Below are 18,769 nucleotides of genomic sequence, written 5' to 3'. Positions count from 1 at the left end.
CCGTGGGGAAAACAATCTATTTTTAATAAGGTTTTTTAGGGCGGGAAAGATGCCCACCCCACAAGAAATTGATTCTTTGTGGAACAGGCATCTTGCCTGTTCATTACAACATCTCGGTTTAAACCGCCGGGTTTTCTGCCGAGTTCTATATGTTTTGAGATGGCAAAGAAACCGAAATCCGGCAACCGTTTCCCGACTTGCTGTAAATCGCAAATTGACCGCCTGCTGCCGCCACTCGTTCGCGCATTCCCTGGAGTCCGAATCCAGTGGTATTTTGTGCAGGGTCGAAGCCTTTGCCGTTGTCAGCAATCGACAAATAAACCTGTCCTGCGTGTTGCTGCAACCCAACAGTCACCATCGTTGCATCAGCGTGTTTGTGAATATTTGTGAGCGATTCTTGCACAATTCTGTAAAGTGTTGTATTCATTTCCTGAGATAGCAGAACTGGTAAGCGAATCGAGTTGGAAACTTCGATCGCAGTCATACGTTGAAAGTTTTGAAGAAGTTTGTCGATCGCACTTTCGAGCGACAATCCTTGCAAAGGATTCGATCGCAACACCGAAACAGATTTGCGAATTTCTAACAAAGCTTCCGATCCGAGTTGTTTCGCCTGTTTCAGAAACTCCAGGGCTTTCTCATCCTCCGATTTCCAGAACAAGAGGGCATTATTGAGCTGAATCGTTTGAGCCGCGAGGGTGTGTCCGAGTCCGTCGTGGATTTCGCGGGCAATCCGATTGCGTTCCTGCAAAGTTGCCTGGTCTTCAATTCGCAGTGCATAATGGCGGAGTTGTTCGTGAGTTAGGGCTAATTTATCGTGAGCGATTTCTAATTGCTCTCGGCTTTGGCGTTCCGCAATCAACGCATTAATTAACAATAAAGCGAACACTAATGTCAAGCCAAATAATAACACATTGCTAAATCGCCATTCCCAAACAGTTGCAATGACTTTTTCAGGTAAAATAGGTTTTAATAACAGTAGCGAGCTATAGGAAAGCAGGGCTACACCCAAGACTGTCACCTGCCCCGGCTGGCGGAAGATCAGACAACTACGCATCAGCAGCACGAGAAAAAGCAAAAAGCTCGATCGGCTCGATAACCCTTCCTGGACAATTGGCAGCAAAATCAAGCCAAATTCTAGGGCTGTAAATAAAACTTTTCTACCTAACCGAACGGTTGGCAAACGCAACCCGATCGCGCCGAAAAGTGCGATCGCGCCAACCCGTAACAGCAGCGACCAGAGCGACTGAAACGGGTGCAGCACTTCCATCAAGGCTGCCGTCGCCAGCAGCAGCCACTCCAAATAAAGCAACAAACGAAAGGACGGATAGGTCAAGCGAATCATAGAACTTTTCCCCATCAAAAGCTGGAGCGATGCAAGCAAGGTCGCTGACCTAATTGTAGAAGGTATCTTGGAGTCAAAAAACACGTTACCCCCTTATGTTTAGAAGGAAGTTCGGCAACGAAGCAGTGAATGGGGATTTAACGGATGAATGTTGAGGGAATTGGTCATCGGTCATCGGTCATTGAGCAATTCTCCCACTCTCCCACTCTCCCCCTCTCCCGCGCTCCCCTTTTGCCATAACAGACAAGTTATGTGTAGCAGCTTAGCGAATCTGCCAGCGATCGCGCTAGAGCCTTTTCGGCTGATTTTGGCATTTGGGACTAGGAAAAAAGTCACAACCGCAAAGTGCTTTTTGACTGGTCAAGTTAGGAATCTTGGGTCATGCGCTGGCTGATTTTAGCCTATAAGATTTGGTGGTGAAGGTTAATTAGAGGCAGTAAATCATGAAAAAAACAACGATCGCACCAGCATTTCTCCTCGTCGGTGCACTTTTGGTAGGCGGTTTGTCTGCTTGTACGCAATCCAATGCCTCCGAAGCTACCCAACCTGACACGACGGCGGCCAATCCAGTAAGTTCCGACCAAGCGAAGGCGGATTCTGCTTCCACTCAAACTGCTCAACCTGTCGCGGCGACTTCAACTCCAAGTTCAGCGCAACCGAAAGCAACGGATGCAGAACGCGCACAGAAACGCGAGGAAATTCGCAAACAAGTCGAAGCGGTGTTGACGCCCGAGCAGGTACAACAGTTAGAAACGAAAGTCAAGGGAGGTGAAAAAATGCGGAAAGCTTTGTCCGAGCTAAATCTCACCGCCGAACAAAAGACAAAAATTAAAGGCATTCTCAAGACTGCTTATCCTCGGGGACAAAAGCAGTCTCAAACAAGTTCGCAATAACGCTCTGATTGGGCAACTTGCAGTGCGAAACAGATACAAAACTTGCGCGGGTTCTCCGGCCTACTCCACAAGAAAATTGATGTGTTGTGGAACAGGCATCTTGCCTGTTCTTGACAATGATAAATGATACAAGATGTTAATTACAACTGAGATGTTGCTCACCTTTTGCACCATTGTCAATCCTACTCCCCAAGAAAATTACTCTCCTGTAGAACAAGCCGGAAAGCCTGTTTTTGAGAATAGTGCAAGATGTTAGTTACCAAAGAGGTTTGTGATGATCGAGGAAATTATTAGTGACAGTCGGAATGGCACTCGCCCTAAAGTTTCTGACGAAACTCTGAAGCTGAACGAGCAACCGACGCATAAGGTAGAAATTGTTAGTGAAACTCCAAAAGACGCTCTCCGTGAAGTTTTTCAGGAAGCTCCAACATTGCCGGAGAGCGAACCGGCGGACAGTGTTGCAGCCAAACAACCGACGGAAAAGGTACTGGCGAAAGGGCGGATTGCGCTGTTTCTACTGGGGTTGCTGCTGGTGGGTGGGCTAGGATTTTTGGTTTGGCAGCGATCGACTGCTCCTAAAGCGGAAAAACCGAGCCGCAGCGGCAGACTGCAAGTGACTCCGGTGACAGTGGCAACAGTAACGAAAAAAACGGTGCCGATACAGTTGCAAGCCATCGGCAACGTGCAATCGAGTTCTACTGTCTCGGTGACACCACAAGCTAGCGGGCGGATTACAGGAGTTTATTTCAAGAAAGGGCAAGAAGTTAAGAAAGGACAACTGCTGTTTTCGATCGACGATCGCTCTCAAACTGCCTCGATCCAGCAAGCTCAAGGAATCGTAGCAAAAAGCCAAGCACAGGTGCAACAAGCCGCAGCCAACCTTTCTAAAGATCGAGGAGTTGTCGAACAAGCTAGAGCAACCCTGGACAAAGACCGAGGAATTGTCGAGCAAGCCAAAGCGACTCTTCAAAAAGACCGAGGACTTGTCGAACAAGCCAAAACGACTCTTAAAAAAGACCGAGGACTTGTCGAACAAGCCAAAATGACGCTCGAAAAAGACCAAGGTGCAGTTAAGCAAGCGATCGCCACCTTGACCAAGGATCGAGCGCAAGCACAATATGCCGAAGCACAAAGTCAACGGTACGCAGCCCTCTACGAACAAGGAGTAATCAGTCAAGATCAAGCCCAACAATACGCTACCAGCAGCCGAGCCGCTGCGGCAACGGTCGATCTTGACCAGCAAGCGATCGCCAATGCTGAGACGGCGGTGAAGAGCGATCGCATCGGCATCGCCAATGCTGAATCTGTCGTCAAAGGCGATCTCGTGGCGATCGCCAATGCTGAGACGGCGGTGAAAAGCGATCTAGTGGGGATTGAGAATGCTGAGACGGCGGTGAAAAGCGATTTAGTAGGGATTGAGAATGCTCGGGCTGTCGTGGAAGGCGATCGGGCCGCGATCGAGGGTTCTCAAGCTGGGTTGAGTGCAGACGGCGGTGCCTTGAAAAATGCTCAGGTGCAATCATCCTATACCAAGGTCTATGCGCCGATCGACGGGCGTGCCGGAAATATTCTGGTGACGATCGGCAATGTGGTGCAAGCAAGCACCGACAAACCCTTGGTGACAATCTCCACAATTAATCCAATTCAAGTTGCCTTTTCGGTTCCTGAATCCAACCTCCCACAAATCCAAAAATACGCGGACAACGGCAAACTTAAAGTTGATGTCACCTTTGCCGGAAACAATCGTCCGATATCGGGAACCTTGTCATTTGTGAACAATACGGTTGACAATGCCACTGGCTCAATTCAACTGATTGGTGACTTTAATAACGCAGATGGCAAACTTTTTCCAGGTCAATTTGTTAACACAACTCTAACATTAAGTCAACAACCAAATGCGATTGTTGTTCCCTCACAAGCTGTACAGACAGGGCCGAACGGACAATTCGTATTTGTTGCCCAAGAAGACGATACAGTGGAAAATGTGCCTGTAGTTGTCAGCAATACAATCAACGGCTTAACTGTCATCCAAAAAGGTCTGGATGCGGGTGATGAAGTTGTCACCGACGGACAAGCAAATCTGGTTGATGGTAGCAAGATTCGCATTAAAACAACATCGGATGCTAAAGATAACTCTGAGGGTTTAGGCAAGAGTTCTGATAGAAGTCAAGGGAATAATTCAGACATATCTGGAGCTAAAGAATCGGGTGTAAAATCTGGTAGAGACTTGAATTCATCGGGAAATAAGTCATGGAAATCACGCCAGAATCCCTAGGGCGATCGTTCTTGTCAATCGGGAGACAAGATCATTTCCGGTTGAATAATTATCATACTTTTGCCCAATGCCCCATGCCCAATGCCCCATGCCCAATGCCCCATGCCCCATGCCCTATGCCCTATGCCCTATGCCCGTATAAGTTTGATAAGTAATTAACCGGACTTTATATAATGAATCTCTCAGAACCGTTTATTCGCCGTCCAATTATGACCACCTTGGTGATGGCGGCAATTCTGATTTTTGGTTGGATGAGTTATCGTTTACTGCCGATTAGCGATTTGCCAAACGTCGATTATCCCACGATTCAAGTCAGCGCTTCCCGCCCCGGCGCCAGCCCGGAAACGATGGCGGCATCGGTGGCGCGCCCGCTAGAAAAGCAATTTTCCAGCATTGCTGGACTCGATACGCTAACCTCAACGAGTACCAGCGGCAAAACTCAAATTACGCTTCAGTTCAATCTCAGCCACAATATTGACGATGCGGCGCAAGATGTGGAATCGGCAATTTCTTCGGCATCCGGCCAAATGCCCAACGATTTGCCAAATCCGCCGACTTACAGCAAAGTCAACCCCGCCGACGGGCCGATTCTTTACCTTTATCTCACTTCACCAACGCTTCCGCTTTCTGAGGTTGATAAATACGCACAAACCTATCTAGCGCAAAAGCTTTCGACAATCGCCGGTGTGGCGCAAGTACAGATTTACGGTTCTCAAAAATATGCTGCTAGAATTCAACTCGATCCGCAACAGTTAGCAACGCGGCAAATTGGCATCGATCGAGTGCAAAGTGCGATCGAACAAGGAAACGTCAACTTACCCACAGGAAGCCTTTCCGGCAGCCATAAAAACTTTACTGTGCAAACCAACGGACAGCTTCAGGATGCTGCTGCATTCCGCCGTTTAATCGTGACGTATAAAAATGGACAGCCTGTTTATCTCGAACAATTAGGACGAGTCATTGACAGCGTAGAAAATACTCAACTTGCGAGTTGGTATAACAACGATCGCGCAATTATCCTCACGATTCAAAGACAGCCGGGTACGAATACTGTAGAAGTTGTAGATACGATTCAAAAATTGCTACCCAACTTAAAAACTCAGATTCCGAGTTCGATCGATCTTGGGGTGATGTACGATGCGTCTCAATCGATTCGCGAGTCGGTTGACGACGTTCGGTTTACCCTCGTTTTGACGATCGCCCTAGTTATCTTAGTAATTTTCTTATTTTTACGCAATCTGTCTGCCACAGTCATTCCCAGCTTAGCGCTGCCGGTTTCGCTGATCGCAACCTTTGGCGTCATGCACTTATTGGACTACTCGCTAGATAACTTGTCGATGATGGCACTGACGCTATCCGTAGGCTTTGTAGTCGATGATGCGATCGTCATGCTCGAAAACATCGTCCGCCACATAGAAGAAGGAGAAACCCCGCGAGAAGCGGCGCTAAACGGGTCTAGGGAAATCGGCTTTACGATTTTATCGATGACGCTTTCCTTGGTGGCGGTGTTTATTCCGATGTTATTTATGAGCGAGTTGTTGGGGCGCTTGTTTCATGAATTTGCAGTGACGATTGCAGTTTCAATTTTGGTTTCAGGCTTTGTATCTTTGAGCTTGACACCGATGTTGTGCAGCCGTTTTTTGCGTCCGGTCAATCACGCCAATCAAAGCCGGCTTTATCGAGCTTCAGAGTATGTATTCGAGGTCTTTTTGAGTTGGTACGATTGGAGCCTCAAGAAAGCTTTAAAATATCACCGCACCACAATGATTTTGTCCTTCGCAATGGTGTTTGTCACAGTTGGATTATTTATCGCGGTTCCCAAAGGCTTTATTCCCAGCCAAGATACCGGACAAATCACGGGCATTACTCAAGCTGCACAAGATGCCTCTTTCGATGAATTAGTTCGCCACCAGCAAGCCGTTGTCAGCGCGATTCGCCAAGATCCGAATGTGGAAGCAGTTAACTCGAATATCGGGGCAGGAGCGAGTGCAAATGGCGGCGGGGCGGCAGTTGCCGGAAATTCGGGAAGCTTGTTTATTCGGCTGAAACCCCGATCGCAGCGGCAGATGGGAGCCGACGAAATTGTGCAGAATTTGCGATCGCAACTAGCAGAGATTCCCGGCATTCAAGTCTTCTTGCAAAATCCTCCGGCAATTCCTTTGGGAACCCAACAAAGCACAGGATTGTATCAACTCGCGCTGCAAAGTTCTGACGTAATTCCGCTGCGGCAGTACGTCCCGCAACTGGTTGACAAAATGAAAGCAATGCCAGAAATTCAGGATGTGAACAGCGATTTGCAGATGACTTCTCAAATCAAAGTTGATATCGATCGCGACAAAGCCTCAGTATTAGGAATTACAGCTCAACAAATTGAAAACACCCTGAGAAATGCCTACGGCGCTTACCAAGTTTCCACGATTTACGGTGCAAGCAACGAGTATCAAGTTATTTTGGAACTAGAACCAAAGTATCAAAAAGATCCCAATGCTTTGATGCAGCTTTACATCGCGACAACAGGCAGTAATTCGAGTGATGCTTCTGGCGGTCAAACACAAGTACCGCTAGCAACCTTTGCTAAAATCACTCCGGGAACTGCACCGTTAATTGTCAACCATGTCGGGCGGATGAATGCTGCGACCATTTCCTACAACCTCGCGCCTGGGGTGGCGCTGGGAACGGCAAATAGTGCGATCGACAAAATCGTGAAATCGGTAATTCCTGACAGCATTTCTACCAATTATAAGGGCGCGAGCCAAGTATTTCAAAGTTCGCTGCCGAGTTTAGGGTTTCTGTTGGCCGTGGCAATTTTGGTAATCTATTTAATTCTGGGTATTTTGTACGAAGATTTCATCCATCCGATTACAATTCTGTCGGGATTGCCTTCGGCGGGCTTTGGCGCGTTATTAACGCTGATGTTGTTTGGCGTTGAACTCAACGTTTATTCATTCATCGGTATCATCTTGCTGGTAGGGATTGTTAAGAAAAACGGCATTATGATGGTGGATTTTGCGATCGAAGCCCAGCGCGACGACGGCAAAAAACCAGCGGAAGCAATCTATCAAGCCTGCTTAGTGCGCTTTCGGCCGATTATGATGACCACAATGGCAGCTTTAATGGGAACTTTGCCGATCGCCCTAGGAGTTGGTGCGGGTTCGGAATCTCGCCGCCCGTTAGGAATTGCCGTTGTCGGCGGACTTTTGTTTTCACAAGTTTTGACACTGTATCTCACGCCCGTATTTTACATCTACATGGAATCGTGGCGGAAAAAGCTCAATGAGGTGAAGTTTCGGCAAGTTTTTTCATTTAAATGAGGACGGTAAAACAGTCGTTTTAATAGGACACGGCAATGCCGTTTTCTTACCCCAAAATAATCGATTATCCTCACGAAAAGGACACGGCAATGCCGTTTCCCTACCCCAAAACAATCGTAACTCTGGACAGGGAAATGCCGTTTTCTTACCCCAAAATAATCGATTATCCTCACGAGGAGGACACCGCACCATGCCCATAGCTGTCAACTTGTCAGACCCGCAGTCCGGCAGGGGTTGAAACCCCTGCCTCAAAGCTAAAGTCCTCGCTATGAGGACTGAGAAGAAAAATTTTAAACTCATTAGTCCTCTTCAGAGGACTTTAGCTATTAGACAGGGGTTTCAACCCCTGGCGGACTAGCGGACTAGCGGACTAACCCCTTAAGTTGACACGCCTTGAGCACTGCCGTGTCCTCATGGTTCGACATCTCACTACCAACCAAGTTTTATGAACCTATCAGAAATCTTTATCCGCCGCCCCGTGATGACTACCCTAGTTACCACCGGCATTCTAATTTTCGGTTTGATGAGTTATTTTCTGCTACCAATTAGCGCCTTACCTCACGTTGAATATCCCTTTGTGAGTGTCTCTGCTAGCTTACCCGGTGCCACCCCCGAAACAATGTCATCCTCAGTCGCCGCGCCGCTAGAAAGACAGTTCACTGAAATAGCTGGCCTCAATTCGTTTAACTCCACCAGTTCCACCGGTAGCGCCAACATTTCCCTACAATTCGACTTCAGCCGCAGTGTGAATTCTGCTGCTAAAGACGTACAAGCTGCGATCGCCGCCGCCGCAGGTTCATTGCCATCGGGAATGCCCAAACCGCCTACCTACCGGAAAGTTAACCCTTCAGTTGCGCCGGTTCTATACCTTTATTTGTACTCCAAAACCCTGCCAATTGCAGAAGTGGATGAAGCCGCAGAAGTGACGATCGCACAACCCATCTCAGCGATCGACGGCGTGGCGCAAGTGCAGGTTTACGGGCAGAAACAATATGCAGTGAGAATTCAACTCGATCCGCGAGAATTGACCTCCAGGGGAATCGGATTAGATCAAGTTAGAACCGCAGTTACGCAAGGAAATGTCAACTTGCCAACCGGAAGCCTTTCTGGTGATAACAAAAGCTATTTAATTCAGGTAAACGGTCAATTGAACCGTGCTGCAGAATATCGATCGCTGATCGTTGCTTACAAAAATGGCGCAGCAGTGCGGCTGCAAGATTTAGGAAACGTGATTGACGACGTGCAGAACAACAAAGTTTTGAATTTATACAGCGATAAAAATGTTACAAATCAACCGGCAATTTTGCTAGCCGTCCAGCCTCAACCGGATGCCAATACTGTCGAAATTGTCGATGCGATCGTGCAAATGTTACCTGCACTCAAACAACAAATTCCCCAATCGATTGAAATGGGAATTATGTACGATCGCTCTCAATCAATTCGGGCTTCTGTAGATGATGTGAAGTTCTCCTTAGTTTTGTCGGTGTGTCTGGTTGTCTTAGTAATTTTTCTATTTTTGCGGAACCTCACAGCGACGTTAATTCCGAGTTTAGCTTTGCCTGTAGCGATTATCGGTACGTTTGCGGTGATGTATCAGTTGGGATACTCGTTAGATAACCTGTCTCTGATGGCGCTGACGCTTTCAGTGGGGTTTGTGGTGGATGATGCGATCGTGGTTCTCGAAAATATTGTCCGCCATCAAGAAATGGGAGAAGCACCGCTAGAAGCAGCATTAAAAGGGTCGAGAGAAATTGGTTTTACCATTATTTCAATGACGCTTTCATTGGTCGCCGTATTTATTCCCATCATGTTTATGGGCGGGTTGATCGGTCGGTTATTCCACGAATTTGCTGTGACAATTTCTGTCGCAATTTTGGTGTCTGGATTTGTGTCTCTGAGCCTCACGCCGATGTTGTGCAGTCGATTTCTCAAATCGTCCCACCAACACCCAAAAAACCGCTTCTACCACCTCTCAGAGCGGGGATTCGAGCTGCTACTCCAAGGATATGAATGGACGCTAAAACCTGTTTTGAAATACCGTTTCGTGACACTGATTGTTTCTGTAATTCTGCTGGTATTGACGGCTTATCTGTTCGTTCTGGTTCCGAAAGGCTTTATTCCGACTGAAGACACCGGACAACTGATGGTTAACACAAAAGGAGCGCAAGATATTTCGTTTGAAGATATGCTGCTTCACCAACAAAAAGTCGTTGATATTATTCGGAAAAATCCAAACATCGCAGCGTTGAACTCAACCGTAGGTGCGAGCGGCCCGAACGCATCCGCGAACAACGGACGCATTACAATTAGGCTCAAACCGCGATCGCAGCGCCGCCTCAGTGCCGACGAAATCATCCAACAACTCACTCCTAAATTGCGCGGAATTCCCGGCATTCAAGCTTTTATACGCTCTCCTGCTGCGATTCCGATCGGCGGTCAACAAACGAATTCACAATATCAGTTTACGGTGCAAAGTTTAGACTTGCAAGCGCTGCGTCAAGCGGTGCCGGAATTGTTAGCTAAAATCAAAACGCTACGGGGATTGCGCGGTGTGGATAGCGATTTGCAACTGAGCACGCCTCAGCTTCAAGTTAAAGTCGATCGCGACAAAGCCGCAACAGTCGGAGTTAGTGCTCAACAAGTGCAAAAAACCCTCAGCGCAGCTTACGGTTCAGGACAGGTTTCCACGATTTATACCCCGAACAATCAATTTACGGTTGTGTTAGAGCTCAAGCCTGAGTTTCAGCGCGATCCGAGTGCTTTGTCGATGCTTTACGTGCGATCGAACACCGGACAAATGATATCGCTAAGCGCGATCGCAAATGTCACCCAAACAGTCGGGCCGCTAACCGTCAATCACCTAAGCGGATTGCCCTCTGCTACAATCTCCTTTGACACTCTCCCAGGTACATCGCTGAGTCAAGCAACCGCAGCTATCGAGAAAGTTGCAAAGGATGTTTTGCCGCCGTCAGTGACAACAAGTTTCCAAGGTGCAGCACAGGTATTCAACCAATCTTTTAACGATCTAGGTTGGTTGTTGCTGGTTTCTATTCTGGTGATTTATTTAATTCTCGGCATTTTGTACGAGGATTTCATTCACCCGCTGACAATTTTGTCAGGTTTGCCGTCAGCCGGATTTGGTGCACTGTTAACGCTGGTAATCTTTCAGGTTGAACTCAATCTCTATTCGTTTATCGGGATTATTTTGCTGGTGGGAATTGTCAAGAAAAACGGTATCATGCTGGTAGATTTTGCGATCGAGAAACAGCGCCAAGAAGGCAGAAGCGCGTTTGAGGCCATCTACGAAGCCTGCATCGTGCGTTTCCGTCCGATTATGATGACAACGATGGCGGCTTTAATTGGAACTTTGCCGATCGCCCTGGGAGTTGGTAGCGGTTCCGAATCGCGCCGTCCGTTGGGAATTGCGATCGTCGGTGGATTGCTGTTTTCGCAAGTTTTAACGCTGTATCTTACTCCGGTATTTTACACTTATATGGAAGCGTGGCGAAAACGGCTAGGTCAACCAAAAATGAAGCTGTCTGAATTTTTCTGGCGTCCGAAAACTCGACCTTCTACCCGCAATTAAAATTGGTTCGTAGGGGCGGGTTCACCAACAATCATCGCCGGAAACCGACCATCCCAAAAACCCGCCCTAACCCAACCAATAATCATCACCAACATCTTAACATTCGAGCCAAATTTTAGGTTGATGTGGGTTATTTGTGGGGTGGGGGCGGGTTTATTTAGATGGTTGATAATTGTTAGATATAGTTGGTGAACCCGCCCCTACAAAATTTGAATTACTAGGGGCGGGTTTTACCAACAATCATCGCCGGAAACCGACCATCCCAAAAACCCGCCCTAACCCAACTTCCGATGCGAACGCATTTGATATTAATCGTAATCGGGGGATAAGTTCCTTTTTCTGTCTCTGCTTTGATTGCTGCTATTTTCTCTTTTTTTCTGTCTACCTTTTTTAATCTGTTGGCTCATCTCGACAAACAAATCTCTGCGTAAATAAGGATAGTCGCTCACCCACACGTCACGGCTGGGAATATAAATATCTGAAACTTTGGCAATTCTGCCTAAATCTTCTTGATTTGACATAATTAACATTAAAGCAGCTTGGCCGGGGACAATTCCTTGGTGATCTTTCCGTAATGGAGCTCGAAGTGTAGTAGTAAATCCGGTTTTGTCGCCAACTTCTAAGTTGATGCGCGGTTCTAGGTTGTCAACTATTACGAGTTGTCCTTTTTGATTGACAGTTTCTTCTTGACTTGTGACTTCATCTGTGATGTAAACATCCAAAACTCGCCCTTGCCAAAAACCGCAGTATTGATATTTGCGGCATTCTGCATTCCGCAAACTCGCCCACAAAATTGGCCCCCACAGCCAGTACAAACCAGATATCAATCCGGTGATTAAAACTAGCGGCCCGACATCGGAACCGGCGAGGTTGTAAACTACCAGGAGGAAAACTACGCTGACTGCTGAGATTAACATTCGCCTCAAAAAATCGGGCGGTTTTCCCCAGATATATTTGTATTGCGCTCCCGTGGCGACGGCAGGAATTAGTTCTTGAAAGGTTTCACGGGTTAAGGGAAGTAGCATAGGAATTTCGGCAACGGATGTCTGTTCGGAAGCGGATTATATTGAGGGGTTTAACAGATTTAACGAATTGATGTTTAAGTCAAAAATCAGAAGTTAGAAGTCAGATTAATTCCACATTACCAATGACTAATGACTGATGACTGATGACTGATGACTGATGACTAATGACTACAAGATTTTTTCCAATCCGTAAACGAGCGATCGCAGTTCAAGGACTTTGCGTATAGACAGCAAGACTCCGGGCATATAACAAGCTCGATCGCTCGTATCGTGTCGTAAAGTATACACTTGACCGGCGCCGCCAAAAATTACCTCTTGGTGGGCAATTAAACCGGGTAAACGGATGCTGTGAATGCGAATCCCTTCATCCGCCACTGAACCCCGAGCTCCGGCTAATTTTTCGGTTTCCTCAACTTCTGGCGGATTGAAAGTTTTTCCCATTTCTGCTAACATCTGGGCAGTTTGAATTGCCGTACCGCTGGGGGCATCGGCTTTTTGATTGTGGTGCAGCTCGATAATTTCTACGTGTTCAAAATACTGAGATGCCGTGACGGCGGCTTGTTGGAGCAAAACCATGCCGATCGAGAAATTGGGTACGATCAAACACCCGATGCTCGCTTTATCAGCAAATTCAGCTAATTCTTGAATTTGCTCGCTACTCAAGCCAGTAGTGCCGACTACCGGGCGAATGCCGTAAGCTATAGCCGATCGCACGTTTTCATAAACAGACGAAGGGTGCGTAAAATCTACCATCACCCCTAACTGCTTTTCTTGGGCTGCTAATACCAGCATTCCTTGCAAGTCGTCCGTGATGGGAACTTCTAACGGGCCGCATCCGGCTAATTCCCCGGCATCGGCGTTGAGGCACTCAGGGGAGCGGTCTACAGCCCCAAATAAGGTCATGTCACTAGCACGGGCGATCGCCTTAATTACTTCGCGGCCCATTTTGCCCGCAGCACCGTTAACAATCACCGGAATCGGAAGTTGATTCGCCATAATCTCAAAAATATCCTGAAAGTTCGATCGACTAAATTTTAACGCTTGTGCGAATTTGGGGAAACAAGGAATGAAAGACAGGATTTGTCGGCAAATCTTCAAAAACCCGGTTCCCATTCCAGAAATACTTTACCAAATCGAGTAATTAGCTTAAAGAAACTCGGTTGCGGCACAAGTTCTGAAAAAATTACATTCAATCTCATATTAAGCTCAATTCTGTAAGAACAGACTTGTGCAAAGCTAATTTGCACCGACATATTTTTTCTGTGACTGCCAAATTCTCTCGAAATCTTCGATATGTCATGTCTGTGGCAACTGGCCTGAACCTGAGTTCTCAAAACCGACGGGTCAGGATTTTGCCTGCAATGCTTGTGGGCGCGACTGTAACGCTGCTGAATATTGGAGTGCGGCAGTTGGGAGGCCTGCAAAGCTGGGAATTGGGGAGTTTTGACTCGTTAGTGCGCTTGCAGCCAGATTCCGGCCCCGATCCGCGACTGCTGGTAGTGGCAATTTCTGAAGCCGATATTCAAGCTTTGGGGAGATTTCCGATTTCCGACGGTGCGATCGCTCAAACGTTGGCAAAACTGCAAAAGTATCGGCCAAAAGTCATCGGTTTGGATTTGTACCGGGATTTGCCTCAAGCGCCGGGACACCAAGAATTGCTGGCCGAGTTGAAAGCACCGAATGTGGTGGCGATCTATAAATTGAGCGATTCAGAAAGTCAGGGAGTGCCTGCGCCTCCGGGGATACCGCCCGATCGACTTGGTTTTAACGACTTCGTGCTCGATCCTGATGGCGTTGTACGCCGCAATTTGCTCTCAGTCTCGCAACCAGACAAAAAGATTGCTTTATCGTTTTCTTTGCAAGTGGCTTTGCTGTATCTCAAAGACAGAGTACAGCAGAAAAATAGCCCTGTTCATCCCCACCAAATCAACTGGGGAAAGGCAGAATTTGTGCCTTTAACTTCTGACAGCGGCGGCTATGCAAATCTCGACGCCAAAGGCTACCAAATTCTGCTCAAATACCGTTCTGGTAAGGACGTGCCGCGACAAGTCAGTATCGCGCAGGTATTGAAGGGAGAAATTGAACCAAGCTGGGTTAAGGACAAGATTGTGTTGATCGGGACGACGGCACCGAGCACTAGAGATTTGTTTTTGACGCCTTACAGCCCGGTTAAAAAGCAAAGTCCGAAAATGCCGGGGGTGTTGCTGCACGCGCAAATGCTCAGCCAAATATTGAGTGCGGTTTTGGATGGACGATCGCTGTTTTGGGTGTGGCCGGAATGGGCGGAAATTTTGTGGAACGGTGCTTGGGCGATGGTTGGCGGGGTTTTGGCTTGGCGGATTCAGCATCCTGGGAGGGCGGGATTGGCTGGGGGTGCGGGATTGATGGGACTGTTGGGGATTAGTTACGGGATTTTTACTGGGGGTGGGTGGGTACCGTTAGTGTCGCCGACTTTGGGTTTGGTGGTGACTGGTGTGGGTGTCAGTGCTTACAGGAAGCTTTACGATGCTTTTCACGATTCTCTAACGGGTTTGCCCAACCGGGATTTGTTCGTGGATTGTCTGGGGCGGGCGATCGCCAATACTAGGGGCCGGCGCAGCTATTTGTTTGCGGTGCTGTTTCTAGATTTAGACAGGTTTAAGGTAATTAATGATTCTTTGGGTCATTTGGTGGGGGATGAACTGCTGATGGCGGTGGTGGTGCGGTTGAGGGCGATTATTGGCTCCGGGGATATTGTGGCGCGGGTGGGAGGCGACGATTTTGCGATTTTGGTGAGGAATGTTGATGTTGACAGTGCCGTGGATTTGGCCGATCGAATTCACCAAGCTCTAATTGTGCCTTTTGAGTTGAACGGGCAGGAGGTGTTTGTGACGGCAAGCATCGGGATTGCCCTGGGGGGCGAACCCGCTGCGAATGTCAGGGAACAGCCGGAACACTTGCTGCGGAACGCCCACACGGCGATGTACCGGGCGAAGGCTTTGGGAACGGGAAGGTATCAGGTGTTTAATGCTTCGATGCACGCTTTGGCGGTGGAGAGGTTGCAGTTGGAAACTGATTTGCGGATAGCCCTCAAGCGTCAGGAGTTTTTGCTGCACTACCAGCCGTTTGTATCTTTGGCAAGCGGGAGGATTATTGGGTTTGAGGCTTTGGTACGCTGGCAGCACCCGCTGCGGGGTTTGATTCCGCCGATGAAGTTTATTCCGGTGGCTGAAGAAACGGGGGCAATTGTGCCGCTGGGTGAGTGGGTGCTGGAGGAGGCTTGCCGGCAGTTGCGGCTGTGGGAGGAAATGTTTGGTTTCGATCGAGCTTTAACTATGAGTGTAAATTTATCTGGGAAGCAGTTTGCTCAGCCGGATTTGGTCGATCGCATTCAGGTGATTTTGGAAACAACGGGTTTGAGTGCCGAGAGTTTGAAGTTGGAGATTACTGAGAGTGTGGTGATGGAGGATGTGGAGTCGGCGATCGGGGTTTTGAAGCAGATGAAAGCGTTAAATGTCAAGTTGGGAATTGATGATTTTGGCACGGGTTATTCGTCGCTGAGTTATTTGAGCCGGTTTCCTACGGATACTTTGAAGGTTGATAAGTCGTTTGTGGGGCGGATGGAGATCGAAAGCGAGGGGGAGAATGTGGCGATCGTGCGGACGATTGTGGCGCTGGCTCACGCTTTGGGTATGGATGTGATTGCTGAGGGTGTGGAGACGGCGGCACAATTAGCTAGGTTGAGGTCGATCGGCTGCGAATACGGTCAGGGTTATTTTTTTGCTAAGCCGTTACCGAGCGAGGCTGCGACTGCTTTGATGGCTTCCGATCCGCAGTGGTAGTTGTGGGTTATTAGTTATTAGTTATTGTACGTTAGAGCTAAAATTGAAAGTCGATCGGGTTCCCAAAGCAGATATCTAATATGTTAGGGACTAAAATTACTGTTAGGTACCCAAACATGAAGCTGAAAGAAATTGTCAGCCACCTGGTTATCGAGCCTCGAAACTTAACAGAGTAGGCTCTTAATTTAAATAACGCTGTCGGTAGCAATAAAGCTGTATTATTTCAGCGTCGTTTAGGATTAAATCACTAAAACTATGAGTTACTGTCAGCACCGGTTTCTACTAAAACTCTTGATGCTGAAGCAATTATATCAAATCCGTTAGCATCGGAATAGTAAATTCGAGTTCACGGCGTTGACGGTTGGCGGTTGACTGTCAACCGTCAACCGTCTACATCATTCCGGTGTAACCGGAAAAGAGATTACTTGTTATTCTACAGATACCGATCGTTGCCCGATCGCCCTTAACTCAAAATGGTGTTTCTGCCTGTAGGTATAGCGTTTCTCCCAACTGCGGATGCTTAAAGGAAAGTTCCCGCGCGTGCAAGTGTAGCCGATTCGCAGCAGCCCGACATCCGTAAAGTCGATCGCCCAAAATCGGTATCCCCAACCCTCGAACATCCGCTGCATGAACCCTCAATTGATGGGTGCGTCCCGTCAGCGGCAAAAACTCGACGCGATCGCAATTTCCCTCCCTCGCCATTACCTGAAAGCGAGTAACGCTGGGCTTTCCGCACTCCCAATTGACTTGCTGGTAAGGGCGATTTTCTGGATCGCCCCAAAGTGGGAGTTCGATCGTCCCCGCATCAATTTTTACAGTACCCGAAAGCACCGCTTCATAAACTTTGTGAACCTCCTTTTTTGCAAATTGCTGCCTGAGTTGACTGCTAGTTTCTTTGTCCCGCGCCAATAGCAAAATTCCCGATGTTTCCAAATCTAAACGATGCACCACCGTCAAATCCCAACTATCAGGTAACAAGTTACGCAAACGACTGAAAACACTATCTTGATTTTCCCGATAACGACCTGGAACTGACAGCAACCCAGAGGGTTTATTGACCGCAATCAACCATTTGTCTTCATAAACGATCGGTAGCATTTGGGTAACGGGCGTAACGGGCAAGATGCCCGTGAAGCGAGCAATATGATGATTTGTGGGGTGGGCTTCTAGCCCGCCCTTTGTAACGGGCAAGATGCCCGTGAAGCGAGCAATATGATGATTTGTGGGGTGGGCTTCTAGCCCGCCCTTTGTAACGGGCAAGATGCCCGTGAAGCGAGCAATATGATGATTTGTGGGGTGGGCTTCTAGCCCGCCCGTCAAACCCTGATTTATATTAGAAACAGTCGGATTTTGAGCCAATCCTGACAGCAAAAAACCCATCAACGGCTGACACCGATCGCCACAAGCACCGTAAAATTCTCCCTGTATCTTATCGCCCGATGGCGGCCCCCACCAAAACTCAGCCATTGCCAGCGGTTTCAAATTGTTTGCTGCCGCGTAGTGGAGCAATTTTGGCGCGCAACAGTCGCCGGTGCCAGTGGGAATAGAATTGCTTGGCATCAATGAGGAGATCGATCGCGATTTCCCCAAAAAATTGACCAGAGTGTAAGCCGCGTGCATTTGCGTCTGAAGTTCGCGGGAAAGTTCTTTTCGCTGCTGTTTCAGCGCCCGCATCCGCCGATCCGCAGCTTCAATTAATTGTTTTAGCGGCTGCAATGTTTCATCCCGCTGCCGTTTCAATTGTCTGCGTTCAATTTTCTCCAAACGGCTTTCTTGATTCAGTTGTTCCAGGGCAATTTCTAGTGTTTCTGCGGCGAGAGTTTGACACAGTAACTGGCGTTTTTCGTCTCGCTGCTGCTTGCAATTGCGGTGCCGATCGCTCAAAACTTGCATTTGCACTTCAAACTCCCGAAATAAGGCTTCATACTCTTGTCGCTGCGGGAGTTGATGGAGTGCAATAAGTTCCTGTTTCATCGCCTCCAATTGAGTTAACGTGCGGGCTTCCTCGAAAGCAACTCGATCTCGCCCCGGAATCGGCGGCACCCAGCCTTCAACAAGGCTGCAACCGTTCAGCAGCCCGGAAAATGCTTTGAGTATCCCCTGTTCCCCCGAAGGCATCTCCACCAGTAATATGCCGTACATCTTCCCTTCGCGATCGTAGGCACCGTCAGCCGCCAGGTACTGCATCAAACCCCGCGCGAGCTCCTCGGACATTCGAGTTCGCGGCAGTCTCAGCAGCTCGCCGCTTTGAGGACAACGGCCTTCGTACCAATAATTTGGGTGCGAGTCGATCGACTCCCAATGACAGTCCGTGAAATCTAAAAGCGCGTGCAACTCTAGCATCTTAAAATTTGGTTTTAAACCTGAATTAGGGCCTATGTGCTTGCATCCTGGATGCTTGATTGTCAATCGAAAATCGAAAATCAAAAATCGAAAATCGACTGACCGTATGTTACAGCGGTGTACATAAAGCGGCAACGGGGCATAATTTTATACCTACTATAATTACGTAAAGA

The 18,769-nt window shown here is 48.0% G+C and carries 10 protein-coding genes; 6 read left to right on the top strand and 4 right to left on the bottom strand.

Features of this window, described 5'->3' with window-relative positions:
* Positions 1-145 precede the first annotated feature (145 nt).
* A complete protein-coding gene (locus OSC7112_RS27805; protein ID WP_015179017.1) occupies positions 146-1,342 on the bottom strand; it encodes a sensor histidine kinase in 1,197 nt (398 codons plus the stop codon).
* 443 nt (positions 1,343-1,785) lie between these two features.
* On the opposite strand from OSC7112_RS27805, the gene OSC7112_RS34800 reads away from it, so the two are divergent.
* The 5 genes from OSC7112_RS34800 (at position 1,786) to OSC7112_RS27785 (ending at position 11,407) form a co-directional block, all read left to right on the top strand.
* Positions 1,786-2,235 carry a superantigen-like protein SSL4 gene (locus OSC7112_RS34800; protein WP_015179016.1) on the top strand — a complete coding sequence of 150 codons (450 nt, stop codon included), beginning with the start codon at positions 1,786-1,788 and terminating at the stop codon, positions 2,233-2,235.
* A gap of 133 nt (positions 2,236-2,368) precedes the next feature.
* Positions 2,369-2,491 carry a hypothetical protein gene (locus OSC7112_RS41975; protein WP_263053561.1) on the top strand — a complete coding sequence of 41 codons (123 nt, stop codon included), beginning with the start codon at positions 2,369-2,371 and terminating at the stop codon, positions 2,489-2,491.
* 18 nt (positions 2,492-2,509) lie between these two features.
* The gene (locus OSC7112_RS34795; protein WP_015179015.1) at positions 2,510-4,510 is read left to right on the top strand and encodes an efflux RND transporter periplasmic adaptor subunit; all 2,001 of its coding nucleotides are present in this window, start codon (positions 2,510-2,512) and stop codon (positions 4,508-4,510) included.
* A 173-nt stretch (positions 4,511-4,683) separates the two neighbouring features.
* Positions 4,684-7,821 (top strand): efflux RND transporter permease subunit, encoded by a 3,138-nt coding sequence (locus OSC7112_RS27790; protein ID WP_015179014.1) that lies wholly within the window; start codon positions 4,684-4,686, stop codon positions 7,819-7,821.
* Positions 7,822-8,266: 445 nt separating this feature from the next.
* Positions 8,267-11,407 carry an efflux RND transporter permease subunit gene (locus tag OSC7112_RS27785; protein WP_015179012.1) on the top strand — a complete coding sequence of 1,047 codons (3,141 nt, stop codon included), beginning with the start codon at positions 8,267-8,269 and terminating at the stop codon, positions 11,405-11,407.
* A 308-nt stretch (positions 11,408-11,715) separates the two neighbouring features.
* Here OSC7112_RS27785 and OSC7112_RS27780 read toward each other — a convergent pair whose 3' ends face one another.
* On the bottom strand, positions 11,716-12,432 hold the full coding sequence (locus OSC7112_RS27780; protein WP_015179011.1) for a DUF8619 family protein: 717 nt from the start codon (positions 12,430-12,432) through the stop codon (positions 11,716-11,718).
* A 168-nt stretch (positions 12,433-12,600) separates the two neighbouring features.
* The gene (dapB, locus tag OSC7112_RS27775; RefSeq protein ID WP_041622769.1) at positions 12,601-13,428 is read right to left on the bottom strand and encodes a 4-hydroxy-tetrahydrodipicolinate reductase; all 828 of its coding nucleotides are present in this window, start codon (positions 13,426-13,428) and stop codon (positions 12,601-12,603) included.
* A 302-nt stretch (positions 13,429-13,730) separates the two neighbouring features.
* On the opposite strand from dapB, the gene OSC7112_RS27770 reads away from it, so the two are divergent.
* Positions 13,731-16,253 (top strand): EAL domain-containing protein, encoded by a 2,523-nt coding sequence (locus OSC7112_RS27770; RefSeq protein ID WP_015179008.1) that lies wholly within the window; start codon positions 13,731-13,733, stop codon positions 16,251-16,253.
* A gap of 468 nt (positions 16,254-16,721) precedes the next feature.
* On the opposite strand, the gene OSC7112_RS27765 is transcribed toward OSC7112_RS27770, so the two are convergent.
* Positions 16,722-18,596 (bottom strand): RluA family pseudouridine synthase, encoded by a 1,875-nt coding sequence (locus tag OSC7112_RS27765; RefSeq protein WP_015179007.1) that lies wholly within the window; start codon positions 18,594-18,596, stop codon positions 16,722-16,724.
* Between the last annotated feature and the right edge of the window lie 173 nt (positions 18,597-18,769).

Origin of the sequence: Oscillatoria nigro-viridis PCC 7112 (assembly GCF_000317475.1) — a bacterium.
GTDB classification, from domain to species: domain Bacteria; phylum Cyanobacteriota; class Cyanobacteriia; order Cyanobacteriales; family Microcoleaceae; genus Microcoleus; species Microcoleus nigroviridis.
The sequence above is the reverse complement of the archived record's forward strand: the minus strand, read 5'-3'. Positions and strand labels throughout refer to the sequence as shown.